This is a genomic window from Mesorhizobium sp. M00.F.Ca.ET.216.01.1.1 (assembly GCF_004010325.2).
Classification (GTDB): Bacteria; Pseudomonadota; Alphaproteobacteria; order Rhizobiales; family Rhizobiaceae; genus Mesorhizobium.
Genome location: NZ_SADR02000034.1, coordinates 23,741 through 45,416, shown reverse-complemented (window position 1 = coordinate 45,416; position 21,676 = coordinate 23,741). Strand labels below are relative to the sequence as shown.

Sequence of the window (21,676 nt, the reverse complement as noted above, 5' to 3'; positions counted from 1 at the left end):
TCATCGGCAGGCCGCGCAGCCTTTTGCCGGTGACGTGCGGAATGAACCGGTCGACTGAGGCCGCAAGGCCACACCGGCCGGGAAATTTCCGCGGCGCGTTCCAGGACAATTCGGGTGCGGTGCTGCCGAAGACGCGGGTGGCGGACAATGCCACACCGGGTCTCCACAACAGCTGGATCTCCACGGAGCATTTCCGCGGTGGGGAACGCAACACCTTTTGGGGCAGCAAACGAACAATGAAAATTCTTCTCGCTACAGCCTTCATTCTCGTGCCTGTCGGAGTGGCATGCGCGGCGGACATCAACGAAACTCTGCCTGTTGCCGCCGCCTATGACTGGTCCGGACTCTATGCCGGCGTTCACTTCGGTTACGCCGCCGGAAAATCCAATTTTTTCCTCGCCGGCACAGGCGATAGTTCTCTAGATCCGGACGGTTTTATTGGCGGCATCCACATCGGGTTCAATCAAGAAATGGCGAACCGCTTCGTGCTCGGTGCCGAGGCTGACATTGCGTACAATGATGTAGATGGACTATCGGTCTTCCCCGATGGCAGCGCGCTGCTTAAGAGCGAACTGAAGTGGTCGGGGTCGGCGCGGCTGCGGGCCGGCTATGCTTTCGATCGGACGTTGCCTTACATCACTGCAGGCGTGGCCGCCGCCAAGTATGAAGTGACTGGGATCACCGGCAGCGGCAGCAGTGAAATTCCACTCCACGACGAGACCCATATTGGCTGGACGGTTGGAGCCGGCGTCGAGCACGCCTTCACCGACAAGTGGATCGCTCGGGTCGAGTATCGCTACTCCGACTTCGGCAGCCAAGATCTCTCGGTCGGTCTTGGCACGGTGGCGACCGTCGACCTCAAGACGCACGACGTCCGGGCTGGCCTTAGCCACAAGTTCTGATCTGCCAGACGGAACAAAACCCCGGCGTTTCCCGCCGGGGTTTTGTGTGTGCGGGCGCATCTAATACCGACCCCGGGCTCGTGCCGGGGTGCCGCAGCCCGCCTGTCGCCCTAGATCAGCTTCTCCAGCGTGATCGGCAAATCCCGCACCCTCATGCCGGTGGCGTGGAACACCGCGTTGGCGATCGCAGGCGCTACGCCAACGATGCCGAGTTCACCCACCCCCTTGCCGCCGAGCGCCGAGGAGTGCGGGTCGGGGATGCCGACCGAGATCACCTCGATGTCGGGAATGTCGGCATTGGTGGCGATGAGATAGTCGGCCAGGTTGTTGTTGACGATGCGGCCATGGCGGCGGTCGACGATGCCTTCCTCCAGCAGCGCCTGGCCGATGCCCATGATGATGCCGCCCTTCCACTGGCTTTCGGCGAGCTTGGGATTGTAGAGCCGGCCCGAATCCAGCGCCGACACCACGCGCGACACGCGAACCGTGCCAAAATCCTCGTCAACGCGCACCTCGATGAAATGCGCGCACCAGCTGTGGCGGGAATAATCGCCCTCGGTGTGCGGTAGCGCCATGGCGATGGTGGTGTAGTTCTTGTAGCGCTCCTCCGGGGTGGAGTTGGCGGGCATGGTATCGCCCTTCGCCTCGATGCGGTCGCGTCCGACGCTGCCGAGCAGCTCGGCGATTGGGACATCCGGTCCGTCGCCGCGCGGCGATGAGATGCGGCCCTCGGTGACGACCAGCGTGTTGGGCTGCAGCGCATGGAACGGCGAGCGCGGATCGCTGATGGCCAGCCCGACCAGCTGGTCGAGCGCGGCGGTCGCCGCCTTGTGCACGGCGCCGGTCATCACCCCGGCAAGCCGCGAGCCGCCGGTGACGCCGGCGCGGGCATAGCGCGAATCGCCAAGCTTGACGACGACATTGTCGGCCGGCACGCCCAGCGTTTCGGCGGCGGTCTGCGCCAGGATCGTATAGGTGCCCTGACCCATGTCGATGCTCGAGCTTTCGACCTCGACCGAGCCGTCTGCGAGGATGCGCACGACCGCCTCGCCATAGGCGCGCCGCACCGGATAGGTGCCGGCGGCAACGCCCCAGCCGATCAGCTGGTTGCCGTCACGCATCGAGCGCGGCTCTGGGCTGCGCTTCGACCAGCCGAAGGCTTCGGCGCCGGCGGCGAAAGCCTCGCGCAGCTGCCGTGTCGACCACGGCTTCTTCGCCTCCGGATCCTGTTCGGCATAGTTCCGGAGCCGGATCTCCAGCGGGTCGATGCCGACCTCGTAGGCGAGCTCGTCGATCGCGCATTCGATGCCGAACGCGCTCGGGTTCTCGCCCGGCGCCCGCAAGGCCCCCGGCACCACCGAATTGACCCGCACGACATTCTGTCGCGACGAGAAATTCGGCGTCGCATACATGATCGAGGTGACCGAGCCCAGCGGCTCGACCCACATGCCGTCGACGGAGGTTTCGTTGACGCCGCGATGCACGATCGACTGGATCTGTCCCTCTGCGTTGGCGCCGAGCGCCACCGTCTGGCGGGTCGCCGCCCGGCCGCCATAGGCGGTGAAGGTCTGCGGCCTGGTGACCGCCAGCTTCACCGGCCGTCCCAGCATTTTCGCGGCCATGGCCGCCACCGCGCCGTAGCCGTAGGCGAACGCCTTGGAGCCGAAGCCGCCGCCAATATAGGGCGAGACCAGGCGCACATTTTCGAACGGCACGCCGAACCATTCGGCATAGGTTCGCGCCATGCCGTCGAGCCATTGGCTGGGCTCCCACACCGTCAGCTGGTCGCCCTGCCATTGCGCGATCAGTCCGTGCGGTTCCATCGGCGCCTGGTATTCGCGCGGCGTGTTGTAGGCGGCGCAGATCCGCACCGGGGCGGCGGCAAAAGCGGCTTCCGCGTCGCCCCACTCTTTGGTCATCGCGTCGACCGGAATGCCGTCGCCGGCCTTGGCATCGCTGAGGTCGGCGATAACAGGCGCCTCGTCATAGCTGACCTTGACCAGCGCCGCCGCCGCGACCGCCTGTTCGAAGCTCTCGGCGACCACTGCCGCGACATGCTGGCCGCTGAAGGTGATGTCGCGCGCCAGCGGGCAATAGGGGACATCCGGCGGCGGCGTGCCCAGCCAGTCCGTCGCGGTGTTGAGGCGCAAGGCATTGTCCGGCGTCAGCACCTTGAGCACGCCGGGTGCGGCTTGTGCTGCCGCCGTATCGATCGAACGCACCCGGCCGGCGGCAATCGTGCTCTCGACGAGCACGGCATGGCTGAGCCCGTCGAGCTGCTGCTCGACCGCGTATTTTGCAGCGCCGGTGATCTTGGCCGGGCCGTCGACGCGCGATAGCCGCCCGCCAACCTGGCCTGCGAGGGCGCCGCCGTCGGAAGCGTCGCCACGTTTGGAATCAGCAGGTCGGGTTCTCAACTCGTGAACGGTCATGCCGTTTCTCCAATCTTGAGGATGGCGCGGGCGACGACGCGCGGCGCCAGTTCGATCTTGTAATGGTTGGCGCCATGGTCGACGGCGCCCTCGACAGCAAGCAGGCTGGCGCGCCGGACGGCGTCCGGTTCCAGCAGCTTGCCCTTCAGGGCTTCTTCCACGGCCCGCGCACGCCATGGCTTGGTGGCGACGCCGCCGAGTGCCACGCGCAGGTCGCGGATCGTGCGGCCGTCGGCCTCGAACTCGATGCCGACGGCGGCACTTGCGGCAGCGAACTCGTAGGACTGCCGGTCGCGGACTTTCAGATAGGTCGAGCGCCTTGCTGCGGCCGAAGCCGGAATGCTGATCGCGGTGATCATCTCGCCTGGCTCGATCGCATGTTCGCGCTCGGGCGTGGCGCCCGGCAGGAGAAAGAAGTCGTCGACCGCAAGCTGGCGCTCACCGAGATGGACTGTGGCGTCGAAGGCGACGAGTGCGACCGTCAGATCGCCGGGATAGGTGGCGATGCAGGCCTCGCTGGTGCCGAGCACGGCATGGCCGCGGGTGACGCCGCCGATCGCCGAGCAGCCGCTGCCGGGCGAACGCTTGTTGCAGGCGGGGAAATTCGCCGGGTCGCGGAAATAGGGGCAGCGGGTGCGCTGCATCAGATTGCCGCCGATGGTTGCCATGTTGCGCAGCTGCGCCGAGGCAGCCTGCCACAGCGCTTCCGAGACGGCGGGGAATCGGCTCTTGATGTCGGCATGATCGGCGACGTGGCTCATCTTTGCCAGCGCGCCGATGGTGGCACCCGCCCCATCGACCGAGATCCCGTCCAGTCCCTTGAGATGGCTGATGTCGACCACGGTCTCGGGCTCGGCGACGCCGCATTTGGCGAGATCGATGAGCGTGGTGCCGCCGGCGAGCAGCATGGCGCCCGGCAGCGCCCCCGCCTGGCGTGCGGCATCGGCGGTATCGGCACGGAGATAGGAAAAGTCCCTCATGATGCGGCCTCCATGGCGGCCTGGCGCACGGCGGCGACGATGTGCGGATAGGCACCGCAGCGGCAGAGATTGCCGGCCATGTATTCGCGGATCTCGTCATCCGAGCCGGCATGGCCCTCGCGGATGCAAGCCACCGCCGACATGATCTGTCCCGGCGTGCAGTAACCGCACTGGAAGGCGTCTTGTTCGAGGAAGGCGGCCTGCACCGCGTGAAGCGTGCCGTCCTGTTCGGCAAGCCCCTCGATGGTGGTAATGCTGCGGCCCTGAGCTTGAGCCGCGAGCGTCAGGCAGGCCAGCACGCGCTGGCCGTCGACATGCACGGTGCAGGCGCCGCATTGGCCCTGGTCGCAGCCCTTCTTGGTGCCGGTCAGCCCGAGATGGTCGCGCAGCGCGTCGAGCAGCGTGACACGTGGCTCGACCTCCAGTTCGTGGTCGTGGCCGTTGATGGTGAGATGGATGGAAGTTCGGCTGGTCATGGGCGTCTGGCTCCAGTTGCTTGACGCGAAGTCGGAAGGGGAATGATCTGGCACCCGGCGGGGAGGGCAAGATCACCGGATGGCTAGGTGTGAAATGCGAAGGCGTTGGTGACGGCCAATCTCCCCCCTCGTGGGAGAGATGCCCGGCAGGGCAGAGGGGGGCGCGAAGGGTCGCCGACTTTGCAGTTTAGCCCAGATGGAAACCGGTCCGACGAAACGACTGCGATTAGCTGACAGGCTGGCGGGACGGCGCCCCCCTCTGTCCTGCCGGACATCTTCCCCACTTGGGGGGAGATTACGCGCTCGTCTGTCTTCGCCAATCTCCAGCGGGCAGGGGAGGCTGTAGGCTTGCAAGCTCTCAGGACGTGACATACTCGATCCCGTGACTATATTTGTCGAAGGCGCTGATGAAATCGGAGGAGCCTCCGCTTACTTACCTAGGAGCTTGCCGTATCCGCTTCAAGCCCCGGATCGATATTGGAAAAAAAATTGACCTCGCAGCCGCCCGCAATGTCCGCCGACAAGGCCGAAGCCGCCGCGTCAAAACCGCTGCGCGCCGACGCCCAGCGCAACCGCGACGCGCTGGTCGAGGTCGCGGCGACGGCCTTTGCTGCGCATGGTGTCGATGCCTCGCTGGAGGAGATCGCGCGCCAGGCCGGCGTCGGCATCGGCACGCTCTACCGGCACTTTCCGACGCGCGAGCACCTAGTCGAGGTCGTCTATAGGCGCGAAGTGGAGGGGCTGTGCGCGGCCGCCGACGAACTCGCTTTGCACCACCCGCCCGACGTTGCGCTGGAACAATGGATGCAGCGCTTCGTCGACTACATCGCCACCAAGCGCGGCCTGGCGACCAGCCTGCGCATCCTGCTCAACACCAACTCAACCCTGTTCTCCGACACCTCGGGCAGGGTGTCGCTCGCCTTGCGGCGGCTGGTCGAGGCGGCGGTTGTATCAGGCTCGATCCGCAGCGACATCGACAGCTCCGACGTGCTGCATGCGCTGGGCGGCATCTATTCGGCGCCCGACACCAAGGACTGGCGCGACCGCTCGCGCCGGCTGGTGTCGCTGCTGATGGACGGTTTGAGGTTTGGAGCTGGCAAGCGCGCCAAGGGCAGCGATTGAAGGGGCAGCCGGCATTCGCGACGGTCCTCAATTGACATGGATCCTTCAAGCAGAGCTGCTCGGTACCATGGCTTTCGCCAACTCTCCCACGCGCCGCAGCGCGTGACGATGCGCATCGTCCCAGCGGCCGCCAAGCCCAAGGCGAATGCAGTGGCGGAAGTGGTCGGTGGCACTGAACATCTTGCCCGGGGCGATCACGATGCTCTCCGCCAGGCAGGTCTGAAACAGTTCGAGGGTATCGATTCCATGCGGTAGCTCGACCCACAGAATGAAACCTCCCTGCGGATCGGTGACACGCGTGCCTTCCGGAAAGTGTTGCGCGATCAGCCCACGCGCTTCGTCGACCCGCGCTGCGATCGTTGCGCGGATCTGACGGTACCCGGCTTCGATGCCGGGTTGCGCCAGCAGATCGGCCAACGCGCGCTCAATTATCGCCGTCTGGCTGCCGCTGGTCGATTCCTTCATGCGCACAAGCTTGGCGCCCCAGCGTCCGGCGTCGACCCAGCCAAGACGAAGCCCAGGCGCGACCGTCTTGGAGAACGAGCCGCATATCATCACGTGGCCCGACGTGTCGAACGAGCGCACCGCCTGGCGCTGGTCTTCGTGTTCGGCAAGATCGTTGTAGAGAACATCTTCGATCAGCGGGATGCCGCGTTCGGCGATCATTTGCGCGAGGCGGCGCCGATCGGCCAGTGGTATGCTCGATCCGATCGGATTGGAGAGCGTGGGCACCGCAAGCACAGCCTTGATCGGCTGCGTGTCAAAGGCGAGTTGTAGGGCGTCGAGCGAGAACCCGGTGCGCGGATGCGTCGGAATCTCGAGCGCGCGCAGATGCAGGTTCTCGAGGATTTCCAGAAAAGCGAAGAGGGTCGGCGATTCGAGCGCGACGATGTCGCCGGGTCGCGTCACCGCGCGCAGGCACAGCGTAATCGACTCGAGGCAGCTGTTTGTCACCACGACGTCGCGCGGGTCGATCTGGCACCCCATGCGCAGCGCATGCCGTGCAATTGCCCGGCGCAGGCTCTCGTCGCCGTAACCGGTCGTGTACCGACACAATGTCGCGCGATGGCGTTGCACGGCGCGGCTGACCGCACGGCGCACCCGCTCCTCGGCGAACAGGTCCGCGCCCGGACAGGCAGCGCCGAACGATGCGTAACCGGGATCGTGCGCGAGGTGCATCACGCGCACCGCGAGTGAACTGACGTCCACTGCCATCGAGTCCGCCGGAGGGTTTGAGGTCTCGGGTTCGGGGAGGCTCGGCGGCCGCGCGGCGACGAAATAGCCCGAACGCGGCCGCGCCTCGATCAGGTGTGCGTCCTCCAGTATCCGGTATGCCTGCAGGACAGTGCCAATAGAGACGTCGCGGCTGCGCGCCAGTTCGCGCACCGAGGGGATGCGTTCGCCGCGAATGAGCGTTCCGGCGCGGATCGGTGTTGCGAGCGATTCTGCTACCTGCAGATACAGAATCTCGACGGGTTCTTGATCTTGCATGCTCCTTACCTACCGCGAATCCTCCGACGCCGACTGGTACAGATGGCCGTCTTCTTGGATGGTACAGTTCGCCCAAACACAACGCTGTACCATATCAGATGCCTGGTCACTGTGACTGTCCGCGCCACGGGTGGGGATTTATCGTTCATCCATGTCCGGCAAGCAGCCGAGCGTTGCGATCGACGCGATCAATCGCGACACGATTGTCACTCACGCGAGTACGGTTTCCCCATCTACCTACACTCGTGAAACAAAAAGGAGCGCAACAATGACCAAGGAAACGACCAGCTTTACTTATACGACCTATATCGTCTCCACACCGGTAAAGGTGTTCGAGGCCATAACGAAACCAGACCTCGCACGGCGCTACTGGGGCCACGAGAACGTCTCTGACTGGAAGCCCGGTTCGAGATGGGAGCATATCCGCGCCAATGATGAACGGACCGTCGAGCTCGTCGGCAAGGTCATCGAGGTCTCCCCGCCGACCCGTCTCGTCATCACCTGGGCAAACGCTTCGCAGGCGTCGGATCCGGCGAGCTACAGCCGGGTGACTTTCGAGCTCGAGGAATACGAGGCCATGGTCCGGCTGACTGTCACCCATGACGAACTCGAAGCCGACAGCGGCATGGCGAACGGCGTCAAGCGCGGTTGGCCGATCGTCCTCTCCAGCCTGAAATCCTTCCTCGAAACGGGTCAGGCGCTCGATGTCTTCGCGAAGCCGCGCGCGTCCGAACTGGCAGCCTGAACCCCGGATCATGGAGCCGAGCACATGAGCACTTCTTATACCGGCGGATGCGCGTGCGGCGCCGTCCGCTACGAGGCAAAGGCAGCCCCCATCTTCGAGAACCACTGCCAGTGCCGCGATTGCCAGAAGAGAAGCGGCACCGGTCACACATCCTATCTGACGTTTGCGTCGCGGGCAGACATGAAGATCACCGGCAAGGCGACAGACTGGCACGTCGCCGGGGACAGCGGGAACGAGAACATCCATTCCTTTTGCCCGATCTGCGGAACACCTGTCTACCTGGGCTTCGCTACCAAGCCGGATCTGATCGCGGTCCATGCCTCGAGCCTTGATGACCCAAGCCGGTTCAATCCGACTGTTGTGACCTACGGCGTCCGCGGTCTCGCCTGGGACACGATGGATAGCGCGCTGCAGACATTCGAGCGAATGCCGCCCGGCTAAGTACCGCCCGGCGCCACCCTAGAGGAAAGCGAACCATCACAATCCCGGAACCTGCCTTCGGGAATGGATCGGACGCGCCCCAAGGCGCGGCGGTCGACCGCTGGCCCTAAGGCAGAGAGGACAAGACCATGTTTCCGATCCAAATCTGGCTGGCCTACACGCTTGCAAGCGTCCTGATCGTACTGGCGCCAGGCCCCGACATCATCCTTTCCATCGCGCGCGGGCTGAGCCAGGGTCGCCTTGCGGCAACGCTTTCGGCTCTGGGAGCCGGTACCGGCATCCTGGTCCACTCGGTCGCCGCCGCCTACGGCCTCGCCTTGATCATCCAGGCGTCCACGATCGCCTTCCTGGCGGTCAAGCTGATCGGCGCGGCATATCTCGTATGGCTGGGCGCCAGGGCACTGCTCTACCGCAACCTCGTCACCTTCGCGCCGACCGCCAGGCGGCCGCTGCATGCGATCTACCTGGCCGGCCTGATGTCCAATGTGCTCAACCCGAAGATCGGATTGTTCGTCCTTGCGTTCATTCCCCAGTTCGTCAGTGCCGACCGCGGCCCGGTGACAATGCAGATGATGACCTATGGTGCGTGGCTTGCAGTGATCGCGGTCGTCGGTCTCTCGCTCATCGGCAGCTTCGCTTCGGTGCTCAGCGGTTGGCTGCTTCGCCGCCCGCGCATGGTGGCTGGGATCAATATCGGCGCAGGCATCACCTTCGTCGCGACAGGACTGTCCGCCGCGGCAATCAAGCACCGCTGAGCAATCACGGGCGGCGGCCGAAGGAAAAGCGCAACACCGGCGAGGCCATCACGGAAAGCGCGCAGGCGCCTGCCGGATGGACGGTCAAAGGAGATATCCATGAGGCTGGTTAGGCTGAGAGTGCCCGGAGGTTTGGAGAATCTCGAATTGGTCGAGGAAGATCATCCCCAACCAAGGCCGGGTGAATTGCTGGTCAGGATCCGGGCCTGCTCGTTGAATTTCCGTGACGATTTCGTGGCGCAGGGGAAAACACCATGCGCCGACGGGCGCGTTCCGCTGTCCGACGGCGCTGGAGAGGTGGTTGCGCTCGGGGACGATGTCGACGAGTTCAAGGTCGCAGATAGCGTCGTCAGCACGTTTTACCCCTATTGGCTGGGAGGCGAAATGACGCCGGCTACCAAGCGGGACATACCGGGAGAAAGTTTTGACGGCTATGCCAGCGAGTACGTGTGCATGCCGGCGCACGCCTTCACGAAGGCACCGGCAGGCTATACGCATCTAGAGGCGGCAACGCTCACCTGCACGCGAGTCACCGCCTGGAGAGGCCTGGTGGTGTGCGGCAAGGTGAAGCCCGGTGATACGGTGCTGATCCTCGGCACCGGTAGTGTATCGTTGTTCGCGCTGCAATTCGCGAAAGCTGCGGGCGCCCGAGTAATCGCTACGTCTTCCCTAGAGGAGAAGTTGGGACAGCTTAGGCGACTCGGGGCCGACACCGTCATTAATTACAAGGCCGTGCCGGACTGGGGTCAGAAGGCAAAGGATTTGACGGACGGACGCGGTGTCGACCAGGTGATTGAGGTCGGCGGACCCGGCACCTTGACGCAGTCAATTACAGCCTGCAGGGCGGGCGGGCATATCGCTCTGATCGGCGTCTTGACTGGTTTCGCGGGAGAAGTGTCGATCCCGGCTCTGTTTTCGAATCAAATTCGTATCAGCGGGATCTCCATTGGCAGCAGAGACGATCAAGAGGACATGATTCGGGCGATAACGGCGAATCGTTTGAAGCCCGTTATCGACAGCAGTTTTCCGCTGCAGGAAATCGGTGCTGCCTTCAAGTACTACGAATCCCAAAAGCACTTTGGCAAGGTTTGCCTCGAACTTTAAGATCCCCTGGCCACGCATGGGATCATGTCGATCCAAGCTTGCCGACGTTTGAAAAAGATGCCGCCGCGCTGAAGACGCACCCACAACACCGTCGGCTCGATTACAAAGACATCGACGGCGCGGATGCCTCGCGCTCCGAAACAAATCGGCCGTGAAAATTGGGAGGCTATTTACTTGCACACACTTTGGGCAGAAAATCGCAAATTGGGAGGAAGCAGTCGGATATCTCCTGAATAGTTGCGCTCGAACGGCTTCCGCCCGTTGAATGCAAGGGAGGAAAATCATGAGACGTACTTTCCCGCTCGCGGCATGCGCCGCGGCGTTGTTGCTCGGCGTTCCGTCCGCATTCGCACAATCCGGCAGCGTCGAGAAAGCAGTCGGCGGCTACAACTTCGAAGAAGCCGCAACGGAGGCCGCCACCACCAAGGACTTCCATTCGGCCGATGGTCACCTCACTTTCGCGATCGTGACACACACGGCCGGCAACGGCTTCTTCGATCCGGTCTATGTCGGCGCGACCGTCGCCGGCAATCTGATCGGCGCCAAGATACTGCTGCTCGGCTCGGAATCGCCGACCGACGACCCGGCCCGCGAGATCGAAATCCTGAACCAGATCGTGCAGGATCCGACGATCGACGGGCTGATCATGACCACGCCACAGGTTGGCGCCTATAACGACATCGTCAAGGCCGCCGAGGCCAAGGGCATACCGGTAGCCACGACCAATTCCTTCGACGGCACGATCCTCGACCGCAGCAGCCTCAGCCACACTGGCCAGGACGCCTCCGCTGCGGCGATCGCCGGCGAGGCGCTCGTCAAGTGCCTGGCGGACAAGGGTATCGAGAAGGGCTCGATTGTCCTGCCGTCGTCGACCGCAATGGGCAACATCGAGGTAAACAATCGCGTCACCTCGGCCTTCAACGCGATCGTCAAAGGCCTGAAAGACGCCGGCAAGCTTGATGCCTTCAAGGTCGACGCAGGTCCCGAGAACACCGGCATCGACACCAATCCGAACGATCCGGTGAACGGCATCGTGACGCTGTTCGAATCGCGCGGTGACGTCGTCGGCGCGTTCGCCGGCAACAACGTGTTCACGCCGGCGCTCGCCAAGGCCGTCGCCCAGACCGGAAAGACCGGCAAAATCTGCGCCTATGGCTTCGACCTCGGTCCGGCCCAGCAGGATGCGTTGAAGAGCGGCGACCTGACCGGCGCGCTCGGTCAGCAGCCCTTCTTGCAGGGCTTCTATCCGGTCATGCAGCTCTATCTGCAGATCGACCGCGGCATTGCGGCCGCCAATCTCGACACGCGCGCCCAACTCGTGACGCAGGAGACTGTAGGAAACGTCGGCAAGCGCTTCGAGAACTGAGCCCCGCTCGGACATCTGAAATCGCTGCGGGAGGGCGCAGGCTTCCCCGCAGCGCGGCAGCAGGAAAATCGACCAGAAGAGACCAATGGTGTTTATCGCGACCACCTCGCTCGGCCGTGCTCCGTCCCAGATTGTCGGCGGCTGGGAGGCGGGGCTGCTCGCCCTGCTCTTGCTGCTATATATCGGCGGCGCTTTCGTCAATCCCGCGTTCTTCGGGTCGACGGAGGCGTTCCACGCGCTGCTTCGCGACACCTCGCGCGTTGCCATCATCGCGGTCGGAATGACCTTCGTCATCGTCAACAAGGACCTCGATCTCTCGGTCGGTTCCACCTACGGCCTGGTAGCGGTGGTTTTCGCCAGGCTGTTTGCGCCAGGCTTTCTCGATCTCGACGTCATCACGTCGGTGATCCTTTGCGCGCTCCTGGGCACGATGATTGGCCTCGTCAACGGCGTGCTCGTCACCATCCTGAAAGTGCCGGCGTTCATCGCCACGCTGACGATGCTTTTCATCGGCCGCGGCTTCGTGCTCGCGCTCACGCACGGCCAGGCAATCTACTATCCCGCCAAGGCGAGAGATTATCCGATGTTCTTCCACCTTGGCGAGACCAATGTCTTCGGCTTCAACAACCAGATTGTAATCTTCGCCATAGTCGCCGTGATCGGCGCCTATGTGCTCGCCAAGACACGCTGGGGTTACGAGACCTTCGCTACCGGAGGCAACGAGCAGGCGGCGGTCTATGCTGGCATACCGACGAACTGGGTGCGTGTCCGGGCTTACCTGATCTCCTCGCTGTGCGCGACCCTTGCCGGATTGCTGTCGGCTGCCCAGGACAAGGGCGTGACCCCGCTCTACGGCGTCAGCGGCGAGCTGACCGTCATTGCCGCCGTGATCATCGGCGGCGCCTCGATCCTCGGCGGCCGCGGCCGGGTCGCCGGCTCCTGTCTTGGCGCCCTGCTGGTGGTGCTGCTCGACAAGGTGCTGCGCGAGGGCTGGCCGATCACGCGCATCATCAAGATCGGCGACGAGGAAATAACCGTCAACGCCGTCTACTCGCTGCCGGTCGGCGCTGTGCCGGTCTTCCTTGGGCTGCTTCTCGTCATCGCAGTGCTTATCGAGCCCTATCTCATTCGCCGCCAGGTCGCGGCGCGTCTCTGGGCATGGCTCCGCGGCGGGTCGCCACCCCCAGCCTACGAGATCGGCGGCGTCGCGCTCGAGGGTGTTCAGACCAAGGGGGCAATGGCGACCGACATGGCGCTGTCGGCGGCCGGGCTCGGCAAGTTTCTCGCCCGGCGCGATGCGCTCGCCATCATCCTGACTGTGGTGCTGTGGCTGACAGGCTTCGCCCTCCGGCCGGACTATTGGTGGAACCTGTCCAACAGCTTCGCGATCCTGCTCAACTATACGGAACTGGCGCTGATCACGATCGGGCTCACCTATGTCATCGCCGCAGGCGATATCGATCTCTCTGTCGGGGCGGTGCTTGCACTCGCCGGCAGTACTGCGGCCTATTTCCTGAAAGTCCTCGGCGCCGACCCCCTCACCGCCGTTGCGATGGGACTGCTCGCGGGGATGGCCGCCGGCTTCGTCAACGCCGTCGTCACGGTTGGATTCAAGTTGCCGGCCTTCATCGTCACGCTTGGCATGTTCTACATCGCCCGCGGCCTCGCCGCCTGGTTCGTCGCCGGCCAGCAACTAACCGGCTGGCCCGAGGGTTACAGCCTGCTCGGGCGCAAGGTGAACGACATTCTCCTTCATTACCGCATTTTTCTTCCCGACGGCATCTTCCGCACGGTCGCCGAGGTGGTCAGCATCCAGACCATCTGGATGCTGCTCGTCGCGCTCCTCGCCGGCATCGTCCTGGCCTATACGCCGTTCGGGCAGAAGGTGTACGCGACCGGCGGCAATGTCCGCGCTGCCGCCTATGCCGGCATCAACACCAACCGGGTCCGCTTCGTCGCGCTTATGCTGGCGGCGCTCTGCGCAACCATGGCCGGAATCATCAACGTCGCCTATTTCCGCAGCTTCAATCCGGTCGCCGGCCAGTTCCGCGAACTCGACGCCATCGCCTCCGTGATCATCGGCGGCGGGTCGATTTTTGGCGGCCACGGCACCATCATCGGCGCGCTGGCTGGCGCGGCGGTGATCACCCTGGTCCGGGCGCTCCTGCAGCTCAATGTCCAGGGCTTCAGCATGCCGCAGCACTGGATCAACGTCTTCATTGGCGGGATCCTCATCATTGCGGTGCTGATTGACATCTGGGTGCGCCAGGCCAACATTTTCGGCCGCCTGCGGGCGCGCCGCGCAAGAGGCGTACGAACACCGGAAACCACTCATGCGTGATGGAAAACCATCCGAGCCGATCGTGGAAATGCGTGGCATCGAAAAGGCCTTCGGTGCGGTGCAGGCACTCCGCAATGTCGATCTCGTGCTTTATCCGGGCGAGATCCTTGGCCTGGTCGGCGACAACTCGGCCGGCAAGTCGACTCTCATGAAGATCCTGACCGGCGCTTATCAACGCGATGCCGGCGAAATCTTCGTTGCCAAACAACCAGTGCACTTCAAGAGTCCGCATGAAAGCCGCGATGCCGGTATCGAGATGATCTACCAGGATTTCGCTCTTTGCGGGAACATGGATGTCGGCCAGAACATCTTTCTTGGCCGCTGGCCGCGCAAAGGCCCTTTTGTCAATCGCCGGAAAATGTACGCGGAAGCCGACAGCGTGCTGAAGCGGCTCAAGGTCGACGTGAACTCCGTCTACCAGAAGGTCGAGAGCCTGTCGGGCGGCCGCCAGCAATCCGTGGCGATTGCCCGCGCGATCTCGTTCGAGCCACGCGTCGTGATTCTTGACGAACCGACCGCTAATCTCTCGGTGATGGCGACCGAGCGGCTGCTCGAGACCATGCTGGAACTGAAAAAGCAGGGCGTTGCCCAGATCATCATCTCGCACCGGCTCGTCGACATTTTCGCAGTGGGCGACCGTGTCATGGTGCTTAAGCGCGGCGAGAACGTCGGCGACCGCCACGTCAAGAACACCGACGAGCATGAGGTCCTGGAGATCATCGTCTCCGGCACGCGGGAGCAGGCGCTCACGGCCGATCAGGCAAGGGCAGTCTGACCAATCATGGGCGGCCTGCGCTTCGGCGCCGCCAAATCCGCGAAGGGCAGAGATTGAAGGGTAGCGATCACCGTCTTCGCGACGGGCGCGTGAGCCAATCATCTCCCGAGAAGAGCGTCAAAAGACCGGGGCGAGTGGGAAGCGGGCGGGCGCCAATGTCCCGACAGCCGAAAGCCGCGGAAGGAACGCGGCCATTTCAAAAGGACGGCACGGCCGAGCGAAATGTTCCGGCGCCAGAACCTTGCAAAGCCTTGGGTTCACTGGCCGTCGGGTCAGGGAACGATACCCCGGCAGGCCCAGGCGACGTTCGCAAAAGATCTCGGGCCGTCGGGCCGGCCGGCCTCGTAGGCGTCGCGCACGGCGGCGTCGGTGCGCGCCCGCTCCGCGGTGTCGAGCGTGGCCACATATTTGCCGAGCGGCCCTTCGCCCGCGGCAATCGGCGCCCAGTAGTCGTCGAAGCTTTGGTAGTCCATGCGGATCATCAGCTGCGTTTCCGTAACGTCCGCGAGGCCCTGCTCGACAAAAGTCCGTTGCATTTCGCCCGGCTGCATCATCGGCTGGAAGCAATAGCGGCTGCGCAACTGGCGCCCACCTTCGCTGAGCACGGCCACCGTGTCGACCATCATGCGCATTCCGGGCATGCCGCCGAGATGGTCCCACACGGCCGCCGCGACCACGCCGCCCGGCCGCACGACGCGACGCATCTCGGCGACTGCCTTGCCGGCTTCGGGCACGAAGTGGAGCACGAGCAGCGCCAGGGCGCGGTCGAACGTGCCGTCCTCGAAGGGCAAGGCGCAGGCATCCGCCTGCCGGATTTTTATCCGCGGATCGGTGTTGCGCCGGATCGCCGCCTCGACGAAGATCGGCGAAAAGTCGATCGCGGCGATCTCGCCGAGATCGGCGGACCCGGCGAGCGCGAAGGTCAAGCTACCGGTGCCGCAGCCGACATCGAGTATCTTTTCGCCGTCGGCAAGCCCAGCGAAGTCGATGAATGGGGGCGCGAGTTTCTGGCTCCAGCGGCCCATGAGCTGCTCGTAGCCGGCCGCATCGTGAATGTTGAAGGTCGATGTCATCGGAGCCCCCATGCGCTGGCGTATGCTAGACCTCGGCAGGGTGGTTGCCAAGGCGGGCGAGCATTCGCATCGTCACGACAGCCGCTTGATGGCGAGGTTCAACTCCCGCCTCAGGTCGTGGGTGAATTCGACCGGGAATTTCCGCAACGGGTCGACTCGAGCGCAGCCCTGAGGCCGACTTCGGACAAGCACCACGAATATCGACCCCTGCCGCCAAGAGCCGACATTCTTTAGCCTTCGGAGCCGCGACGACTACCCTTTTTTCGCCAGCCCAGGAGGCTCACTGTGCGTATGGTTGGTATCGCCAAACCCCCAACCGGGGCGACCGCCTGACGCCGCCACAGCCGGCGAGTTCATGCTGACATCGAGCAGCATCGTCACCGTCGCTGGCGTAAGGACCGCGAATTTTCCTACCCCTTTTACGAAGTCGCGCCGCCCCAGCTCAGAGCCGGTGCCTGCATTTTCTTCACCTTCAACTCCCCGCATAGGTTTGCTCCATCTCTTCAATTTATTCGTCTGGAACACAACTTTGCGTTTATTAGCTTGGAACGGACACCGGCGGACAGTCAGGCTTTCCCCTGTTGAAGTCCAAACGTGCTGTTCAAAAATCTTCGAAGCGGCACTTCTTCGCTGTACGTCGGGCCGCGTAGCGCCGCATTCGTCCCGGCAAACATCGGTCCCGGCTTACGCCGGCGCCAGGTTCATCCTTATCCATTCCGCTGCTGTGCTGGCGTCGCCGTAGTCGATCTGGATCACCACCGCGCCATCGAGCAGCGTGCACAGCGCGACAAAACCGTCGGCAGTCAACCAATGGCTGGCATTGATCGCCTCCTCGAGCAGCGACGTGAGCCCGGCTACCTTGCGCAGTTGAGTGATTTGCAGCGCCGCCAAGGCCGAAAATCGCGGGAAGATGACGGCGCAAACGCTGCTGGCCTGCTCGCAGACGCGAACCGGTTCGATGTATTTCACCTTGCGCCCGTCTGGACGCTGAAATTCGGCAAGCCGGTCGAGGGCCGGAAACCAGGTCCGAAGCACGGCCAAGCTGCCTGGCTTGGCGGCAAAGGCGAAGGGCAACCCCGAGATTGCCGCAGGCCTGACCGACACAAGGGCCACATCGTCGGCGATGGCAGGCATTCCCGATGCGTTCAGCACAGCCGCCAGCGTGGTCTTGCCATGGCCCGACGAGCCTGCAAGCAGGACCGCGCTCGATCCGCAGGAAAGCATCGCTGCATGAAGTGCAATCCAGTCTGGCCGGCGCTCGAGCACCGCATGCAGGACGGCTTCCTTCAGGCCGACGGCCACTGCCGCCGGATCTGCGAAATCCGGCTGGTCTCCCGCCTGGCCGAGCATCCGGTAACCGCCCTCGAACGGCTCTATCGCGAAGCCGGCTTCCGCCACGCCGGTCGGCTCTGCGGTTACGTCATGTCGCAAGTGACCGGCAATGGCATCCCAGGCCTGCCTGGAGGCGACGTCGGGAAAGGCAATGGCGATCCGAATCCCCGCCATCTGGTAGACGGGGCCAGTAGCCGGAATGGAGGCTGGTTGGTCGCGCCCCGGTATCGGTTGAGCCGGTTCCTGCGGCATCCGGCTTAGGAAACCCAGCTCCTGCCATTCCGCCAGACAGTTCAAGACGCAATCGCGCGCCTCGTCCAATGTGCATCGCGTCTCAGCGGCGAGGCGTCGCGCGATCCTGCCTAGCGTCTCACCGGCTGTGACGCCGAACCAAACCGACCCCGACGTCGCGTCGAACTGATAGACGCGTTGCTGCGGCTCCGAAAACAGCACGACATCCCTGTCGAGCCTGCAGGCGATAATGCCGCAAGCCGGCCGAAGCGCCGCCGGCCGTCTTGCTGCTGGCAAGTCCGGAAGCAGGCCCCGGCTCATTGCCGTTCTGCTCTGGAGAGCTTCAGGAACTTCCAGCTCCCGCCCAGCATGGACAATCCGAAGCTGTCCAGACTTCTGTATGTGGCGTTGCGCCGTAACGCGATCTGACGGCTGTAGAGGAGCCTCGGCAGCAATCCGCCGGCGCCGCCATCGACCTTCACACCGGCAAAGCGCTGCAGGTTCAGGAAAAACAGGTTGCGCGCCAGCGCCATCCGGCCCGACGGCAGCCTGTCGCGGATCGCACCCCAGTCGATATCGTACCCCAGGCGGAGGATCTCGCGGCAGTCGAGGAGGCGCCTTAGACTGACATCGCCGGTGCGCAGTCTGCGATCCTGGATCATGTCGTGCACGATCAGGTGCGTCACCCATTCGGCAGGCGTCGGGAGTTTCAGCCGAACCCCCTGCACCTCGACGCTCACGCTGCGCAGAGTTTCATTTGCCGCGAAAAGATGTGCGGGTCCCGGTGGTCGCCAATGCAGGTCGACGGAACCGACATCGGAGGGCCGGTAGAATTTCCCGCGCGCATGCGCGCCGGGATCGTCTGCCAGCGGCTGGTAGCCGATGCCGAGAAGCCGCGCGACGCAGGCTTCGACAGCACCCTTGTCGACCACGAGGTCGAGATCGCTGATCATGCGGGTGCCGAGACGACGCTCCGGCAGGATCATCAAGAGCGCCGACCCCTTGATGAGGAGGGGTTCGATGCCCGCTTCGTTCAGAGCACCGATTGTTTCGATGGCCTGCTGCCGCAGCCGCCGGTTTCGCATCTCATTCAGGTCGTGAAGAAAACGCAGGTACTCGTCAACCTCAGCCGGAATGAGACTAGGGAAAGGGTAGTCCCGCAGGCAGGCATACAGGGCCGGGGCGACGAGGTGCCGGTTCGCCTCCTGGATGACGGCGCTCCACTGACGCGGACTGGCAATGTCCCCGTTCAGCACCGCAACCAACATTTGGAGGCCGGAATCCGAGCCTGCCGAGATCAATTCTATCGCCCCGCGCGAGCCCGCAGTGTGCTCCCGACGTTTCAAACGATCAAGGGCAATCAATTGGCAGCGGTTCGTCGCGCCGCGCGTGGGTGATCGTGCCACGCTGCTGGTTCGCCGGGGCGATCGACGGAGCCAAATCCGCGAAGGGCGGCTGACGCCTCGACGGCTTCCTCCCTCAGCCAATCCCGTAGATCAGGCTCACGCGCCCGTCCGGAAGCTGCTGAACCTTCCGCAGTTCGAGCCCGCGGCGATTTTGCGTCGTCGCAAACAGCGCCTTCCCTTCACCGACGAGCAGCGGATAGAGGATAAGCCGGAGCTCATCCACCAGCCCAGCATCGATGAGGCTGGCCGTAATCCGCGCGCCTCCCATGAGATAGATGTCCTTGCCGGGCTGCTGCTTGAGGGCGGCGATGTCTTCCAGGTTCCGCACGAAGCGCGTCTTGGGCCAGACAGCCGAGGTCATGGTGTTCGACAGCACATAATGCGGGGTCTGCGCGGCGAAACGGGCCCATTCGAGCTCGGCCGGGGTCGGCAATTTGCCGGTCATCGGCAGCGGCTTGTCCGGCTCGTTCTGGATCGCGCTCCAATAGCGCTCATAGCCGGCGTACATGGCGCTCCCGAGCAGGCAGGCATCGATTTGCGGCGTCAGGCCATATTCATCCGACCACGCGTCCACCCAATCCGCGTAACCCTCGGGACCTTCCATCTTGCCGTCGACAGAAATCTTCATTCCAGTGATCAATTTGCGCATGACTTCCTCCTTCCGGCTCGCGCGAGGCAAGCCCGGTTCATCGTTCATCGTTGAGTGTGCGAGCCTTGAACTGTGTGTCAGGCCGGCAGGCGGCGGTCGTATTCTTCCCGCAGGCGGCTCCAGCCATCCCAGAACGAGGTCGGCGTCTTGCCCGCGAGGCGGGCGGCAAGCAGGTCGAGGTGTATGTGCCAGCCGGCGGTGATGTTGAGCTGGATCGCGCGTTCCGGCAGCCGGCGATGGACGATGGTGAGCAGCACATCGTTGCCCTTCGGCTCCAGCAAGAAGGAAACGCCGCCGGTGTTTCCCCAGGTGATGGCGAGCTTGCGCGGCGGATCGAGCTCTGTAATCCGGCCCTCCATCCGATGCTCTTCGGGGAAGCCGGCGGGGCGCTGGCCAGGCGGGTCGGTCAGCTCGTCGTTACGCCAGACGAACTCGAATGACGTGCCGGCCTTCATTTCCATCTGGCCCGCAGCCATCCACTGCCGGCGCAGGTCACTCTCGGTGAGATAGGCCCAGACGCGCTCGATGGGGCCAGGCAAAAGGCGCTGGATGGTGAATGTCGCGGGTTCGGTCAGCTCGCCATAGGCTTCGAGGTTTTTCATCTGGTTCATTGGTCGTCTCCCTTTGGTGGTGTTGGCGTTGTCGGCGCTGAAGTGGATTTGCGTGCGTCCTCCTCGCGAAGGAGGCGTTCAAGAATATCGAGGCGGCCGGTCCAGAAGCGCTCGTAGAAGGAGAGCCACTGGTGGGCGCTGGCCAGCGGTCCGGGGTCGAGGCGGCAAAAATGCGTGCGGCCGCGCACCTCGCGCCGGATCAGCCCGGCATGCTCCAGCGCCTTGATGTGCTTGGAGGCGGCCGCCAGCGACATAGTGAAGGGTTCTGCCAACTGGCTCACCGTTTTCTCGCCGCCGACGAGATCGCGAAGCATCCGCCGGCGTGTGGCATCGCCAAGGGCGTGAAAGACCGAGTCCATCTGGGGCGTCTCTAATTCAACCATGTAGTTGAATATAGAGGTGCGTTTCAGATAGTCAACCGTTTGGTTGAATAATTATTAAAGCCGAGAATCTCCCGCCGCGCGAAGGGAGATTGGCAGCGTCAGCGTCCAGCCTTCGCACTTTCTGTTAATGTCGACTCGCCTTGGCAAACATCGAGCCTAGATAAGGCGTGCGCCGGGGCGGCGGAGCGATGCAGAAGGACCTGAATATGCCTGAACAGATGACCCTGAATAAGCCTGAACAGATCGCATTGAACGACGGCTCCGCCATTCCCCAGCTCGGCCTTGGCGTGTGGCAGGTCGATCCAGCCATTACCGCCCAGGTGGTGGGTTGGGGGATCCAGGCCGGCTACCGGTTGATCGACACCGCCGAGGGCTACCAGAACGAGGAGGGGGTCGGGCAGGCGATCCGCACGGCCGGTGTGCCGAAAGGCGAGTTGTTCATCACCTCGAAGCTGCGCAACGGCGGCCATCAGCGCGACGCCGCGCTGCGGGCTTTCGACGAGACGATGAGCAAGCTCGGGATCGAACAACTCGACCTGTTCCTCATCCACTGGCCGGTGCCCAGCCAGGGCAAATACGTCGAGGCATGGAAGGCGCTGGTCGAACTCAGGCAGGCCGGCCGGATCAAGTCGATCGGCGTCTCGAATTTCAACCTGGATCATCTGGAGCGGATCATCGGCGAGACCGGAGTCATGCCCGCGGTCAACCAGATCGAGCTCCATCCCCGGTTCCAGCAGCGCGACATCAGAGAATTTCACATGAGGCACAACATCCGCATCGAAAGCTGGAGCCCGCTGGGCAGCGGCCGGCTGTTGAAGGACCCAACCCTTGAAGGCATCGCCAGGAAGCATCGCAAATCCGTGGCGCAGGTGATGATCAGATGGCACCTTCAGCAGGGCCTGATCGTCATTCCGAAGTCGATCCACCAGGACCGCATCGCCGCCAACTTCGATGTCTTCGATTTCGAGCTGGAAGCGGAGGATATCAAGACCATCCGAGGCATGGATTCGCCCGACGGCCGGAACGGTCCGAACCCCGCGACGGCGGCGTTCCTGTTCTGA

20 protein-coding genes are annotated in these 21,676 nt (G+C 63.7%); 10 read left to right on the top strand and 10 right to left on the bottom strand.

Annotated elements, in window-relative coordinates:
* The first annotated feature begins 41 nt into the window (after nt 1-41).
* The gene (locus tag EN859_RS31165) at nt 42-902 is read left to right on the top strand and encodes an outer membrane protein (RefSeq protein ID WP_245525798.1); all 861 of its coding nucleotides are present in this window, start codon (nt 42-44) and stop codon (nt 900-902) included.
* A 110-nt stretch (nt 903-1,012) separates the two neighbouring features.
* Here EN859_RS31165 and EN859_RS31160 read toward each other — a convergent pair whose 3' ends face one another.
* Genes EN859_RS31160 through EN859_RS31150 form a run of 3 tightly spaced genes read right to left on the bottom strand, consistent with a single transcriptional unit; the run spans nt 1,013 to nt 4,790 of the window.
* A complete protein-coding gene (locus EN859_RS31160) occupies nt 1,013-3,334 on the bottom strand; it encodes a xanthine dehydrogenase family protein molybdopterin-binding subunit (protein WP_127856443.1) in 2,322 nt (773 codons plus the stop codon).
* Nucleotides 3,331-4,314: a xanthine dehydrogenase family protein subunit M gene (locus tag EN859_RS31155; protein ID WP_127856442.1), complete on the bottom strand. Its 984-nt coding sequence runs from the start codon at nt 4,312-4,314 to the stop codon at nt 3,331-3,333. Before EN859_RS31155 ends, EN859_RS31160 begins: the two co-directional genes overlap by 4 nt.
* Nucleotides 4,311-4,790 carry a (2Fe-2S)-binding protein gene (locus EN859_RS31150; protein WP_127856441.1) on the bottom strand — a complete coding sequence of 160 codons (480 nt, stop codon included), beginning with the start codon at nt 4,788-4,790 and terminating at the stop codon, nt 4,311-4,313. Before EN859_RS31150 ends, EN859_RS31155 begins: the two co-directional genes overlap by 4 nt.
* 510 nt (nt 4,791-5,300) lie before the next feature.
* Here EN859_RS31150 and EN859_RS31140 point away from each other — a divergent pair.
* Nucleotides 5,301-5,912, top strand: coding sequence for a TetR/AcrR family transcriptional regulator (locus EN859_RS31140; protein ID WP_189502361.1), 612 nt, complete (start codon nt 5,301-5,303; stop codon nt 5,910-5,912).
* Nucleotides 5,913-5,957: 45 nt separating this feature from the next.
* Here the strand turns inward: EN859_RS31140 and EN859_RS31135 are convergent, their stop codons facing one another.
* Nucleotides 5,958-7,403, bottom strand: coding sequence for a PLP-dependent aminotransferase family protein (locus tag EN859_RS31135; RefSeq protein ID WP_127856439.1), 1,446 nt, complete (start codon nt 7,401-7,403; stop codon nt 5,958-5,960).
* Between the two features lie 268 nt (nt 7,404-7,671).
* Between EN859_RS31135 and EN859_RS31130 the strand changes: the two genes are divergently transcribed.
* From EN859_RS31130 to EN859_RS31100, 7 genes are all read left to right on the top strand, one after another.
* The gene (locus EN859_RS31130) at nt 7,672-8,148 is read left to right on the top strand and encodes an SRPBCC family protein (protein WP_127856438.1); all 477 of its coding nucleotides are present in this window, start codon (nt 7,672-7,674) and stop codon (nt 8,146-8,148) included.
* A 24-nt stretch (nt 8,149-8,172) separates the two neighbouring features.
* Nucleotides 8,173-8,589, top strand: coding sequence for a GFA family protein (locus EN859_RS31125; RefSeq protein ID WP_127856437.1), 417 nt, complete (start codon nt 8,173-8,175; stop codon nt 8,587-8,589).
* A 128-nt stretch (nt 8,590-8,717) separates the two neighbouring features.
* A complete protein-coding gene (locus EN859_RS31120) occupies nt 8,718-9,344 on the top strand; it encodes a LysE family translocator (RefSeq protein ID WP_127856436.1) in 627 nt (208 codons plus the stop codon).
* A 99-nt stretch (nt 9,345-9,443) separates the two neighbouring features.
* Entirely contained in the window at nt 9,444-10,448 is a 1,005-nt protein-coding gene (locus EN859_RS31115; RefSeq protein ID WP_127856435.1) for an NAD(P)-dependent alcohol dehydrogenase, read from the top strand.
* A 283-nt stretch (nt 10,449-10,731) separates the two neighbouring features.
* Nucleotides 10,732-11,814 carry a substrate-binding domain-containing protein gene (locus EN859_RS31110; RefSeq protein ID WP_127856434.1) on the top strand — a complete coding sequence of 361 codons (1,083 nt, stop codon included), beginning with the start codon at nt 10,732-10,734 and terminating at the stop codon, nt 11,812-11,814.
* A gap of 85 nt (nt 11,815-11,899) precedes the next feature.
* Nucleotides 11,900-14,155 (top strand): ABC transporter permease, encoded by a 2,256-nt coding sequence (locus EN859_RS31105; RefSeq protein WP_127856433.1) that lies wholly within the window; start codon nt 11,900-11,902, stop codon nt 14,153-14,155.
* Complete coding sequence (locus EN859_RS31100; RefSeq protein ID WP_127856432.1) at nt 14,148-14,930, top strand: ATP-binding cassette domain-containing protein; 783 nt, start codon at nt 14,148-14,150, stop codon at nt 14,928-14,930. Before EN859_RS31105 ends, EN859_RS31100 begins: the two co-directional genes overlap by 8 nt.
* Nucleotides 14,931-15,202: 272 nt before the next feature.
* Here the strand turns inward: EN859_RS31100 and EN859_RS31095 are convergent, their stop codons facing one another.
* The 6 genes from EN859_RS31095 to EN859_RS31070 all read right to left on the bottom strand — a co-directional run bounded on the left by EN859_RS31095 (nt 15,203) and on the right by EN859_RS31070 (nt 20,615).
* Nucleotides 15,203-16,003 (bottom strand): class I SAM-dependent methyltransferase, encoded by an 801-nt coding sequence (locus tag EN859_RS31095; protein WP_189502359.1) that lies wholly within the window; start codon nt 16,001-16,003, stop codon nt 15,203-15,205.
* A 684-nt stretch (nt 16,004-16,687) separates the two neighbouring features.
* Nucleotides 16,688-17,887: a hypothetical protein gene (locus EN859_RS31090; protein ID WP_127856430.1), complete on the bottom strand. Its 1,200-nt coding sequence runs from the start codon at nt 17,885-17,887 to the stop codon at nt 16,688-16,690.
* On the bottom strand, nt 17,884-18,972 hold the full coding sequence (locus EN859_RS31085) for a nucleotidyltransferase family protein (RefSeq protein WP_127856429.1): 1,089 nt from the start codon (nt 18,970-18,972) through the stop codon (nt 17,884-17,886). Before EN859_RS31085 ends, EN859_RS31090 begins: the two co-directional genes overlap by 4 nt.
* 73 nt (nt 18,973-19,045) lie before the next feature.
* A complete protein-coding gene (locus EN859_RS31080) occupies nt 19,046-19,621 on the bottom strand; it encodes a dihydrofolate reductase family protein (protein WP_127856428.1) in 576 nt (191 codons plus the stop codon).
* Between the two features lie 77 nt (nt 19,622-19,698).
* On the bottom strand, nt 19,699-20,232 hold the full coding sequence (locus EN859_RS31075) for an SRPBCC family protein (protein ID WP_127856427.1): 534 nt from the start codon (nt 20,230-20,232) through the stop codon (nt 19,699-19,701).
* Complete coding sequence (locus tag EN859_RS31070) at nt 20,229-20,615, bottom strand: metalloregulator ArsR/SmtB family transcription factor (RefSeq protein ID WP_127856426.1); 387 nt, start codon at nt 20,613-20,615, stop codon at nt 20,229-20,231. The genes EN859_RS31075 and EN859_RS31070 overlap by 4 nt, the downstream gene beginning before the upstream one ends.
* Before the next feature lie 206 nt (nt 20,616-20,821).
* On the opposite strand from EN859_RS31070, the gene EN859_RS31065 reads away from it, so the two are divergent.
* The gene (locus EN859_RS31065) at nt 20,822-21,676 is read left to right on the top strand and encodes an aldo/keto reductase (protein WP_127856425.1); all 855 of its coding nucleotides are present in this window, start codon (nt 20,822-20,824) and stop codon (nt 21,674-21,676) included.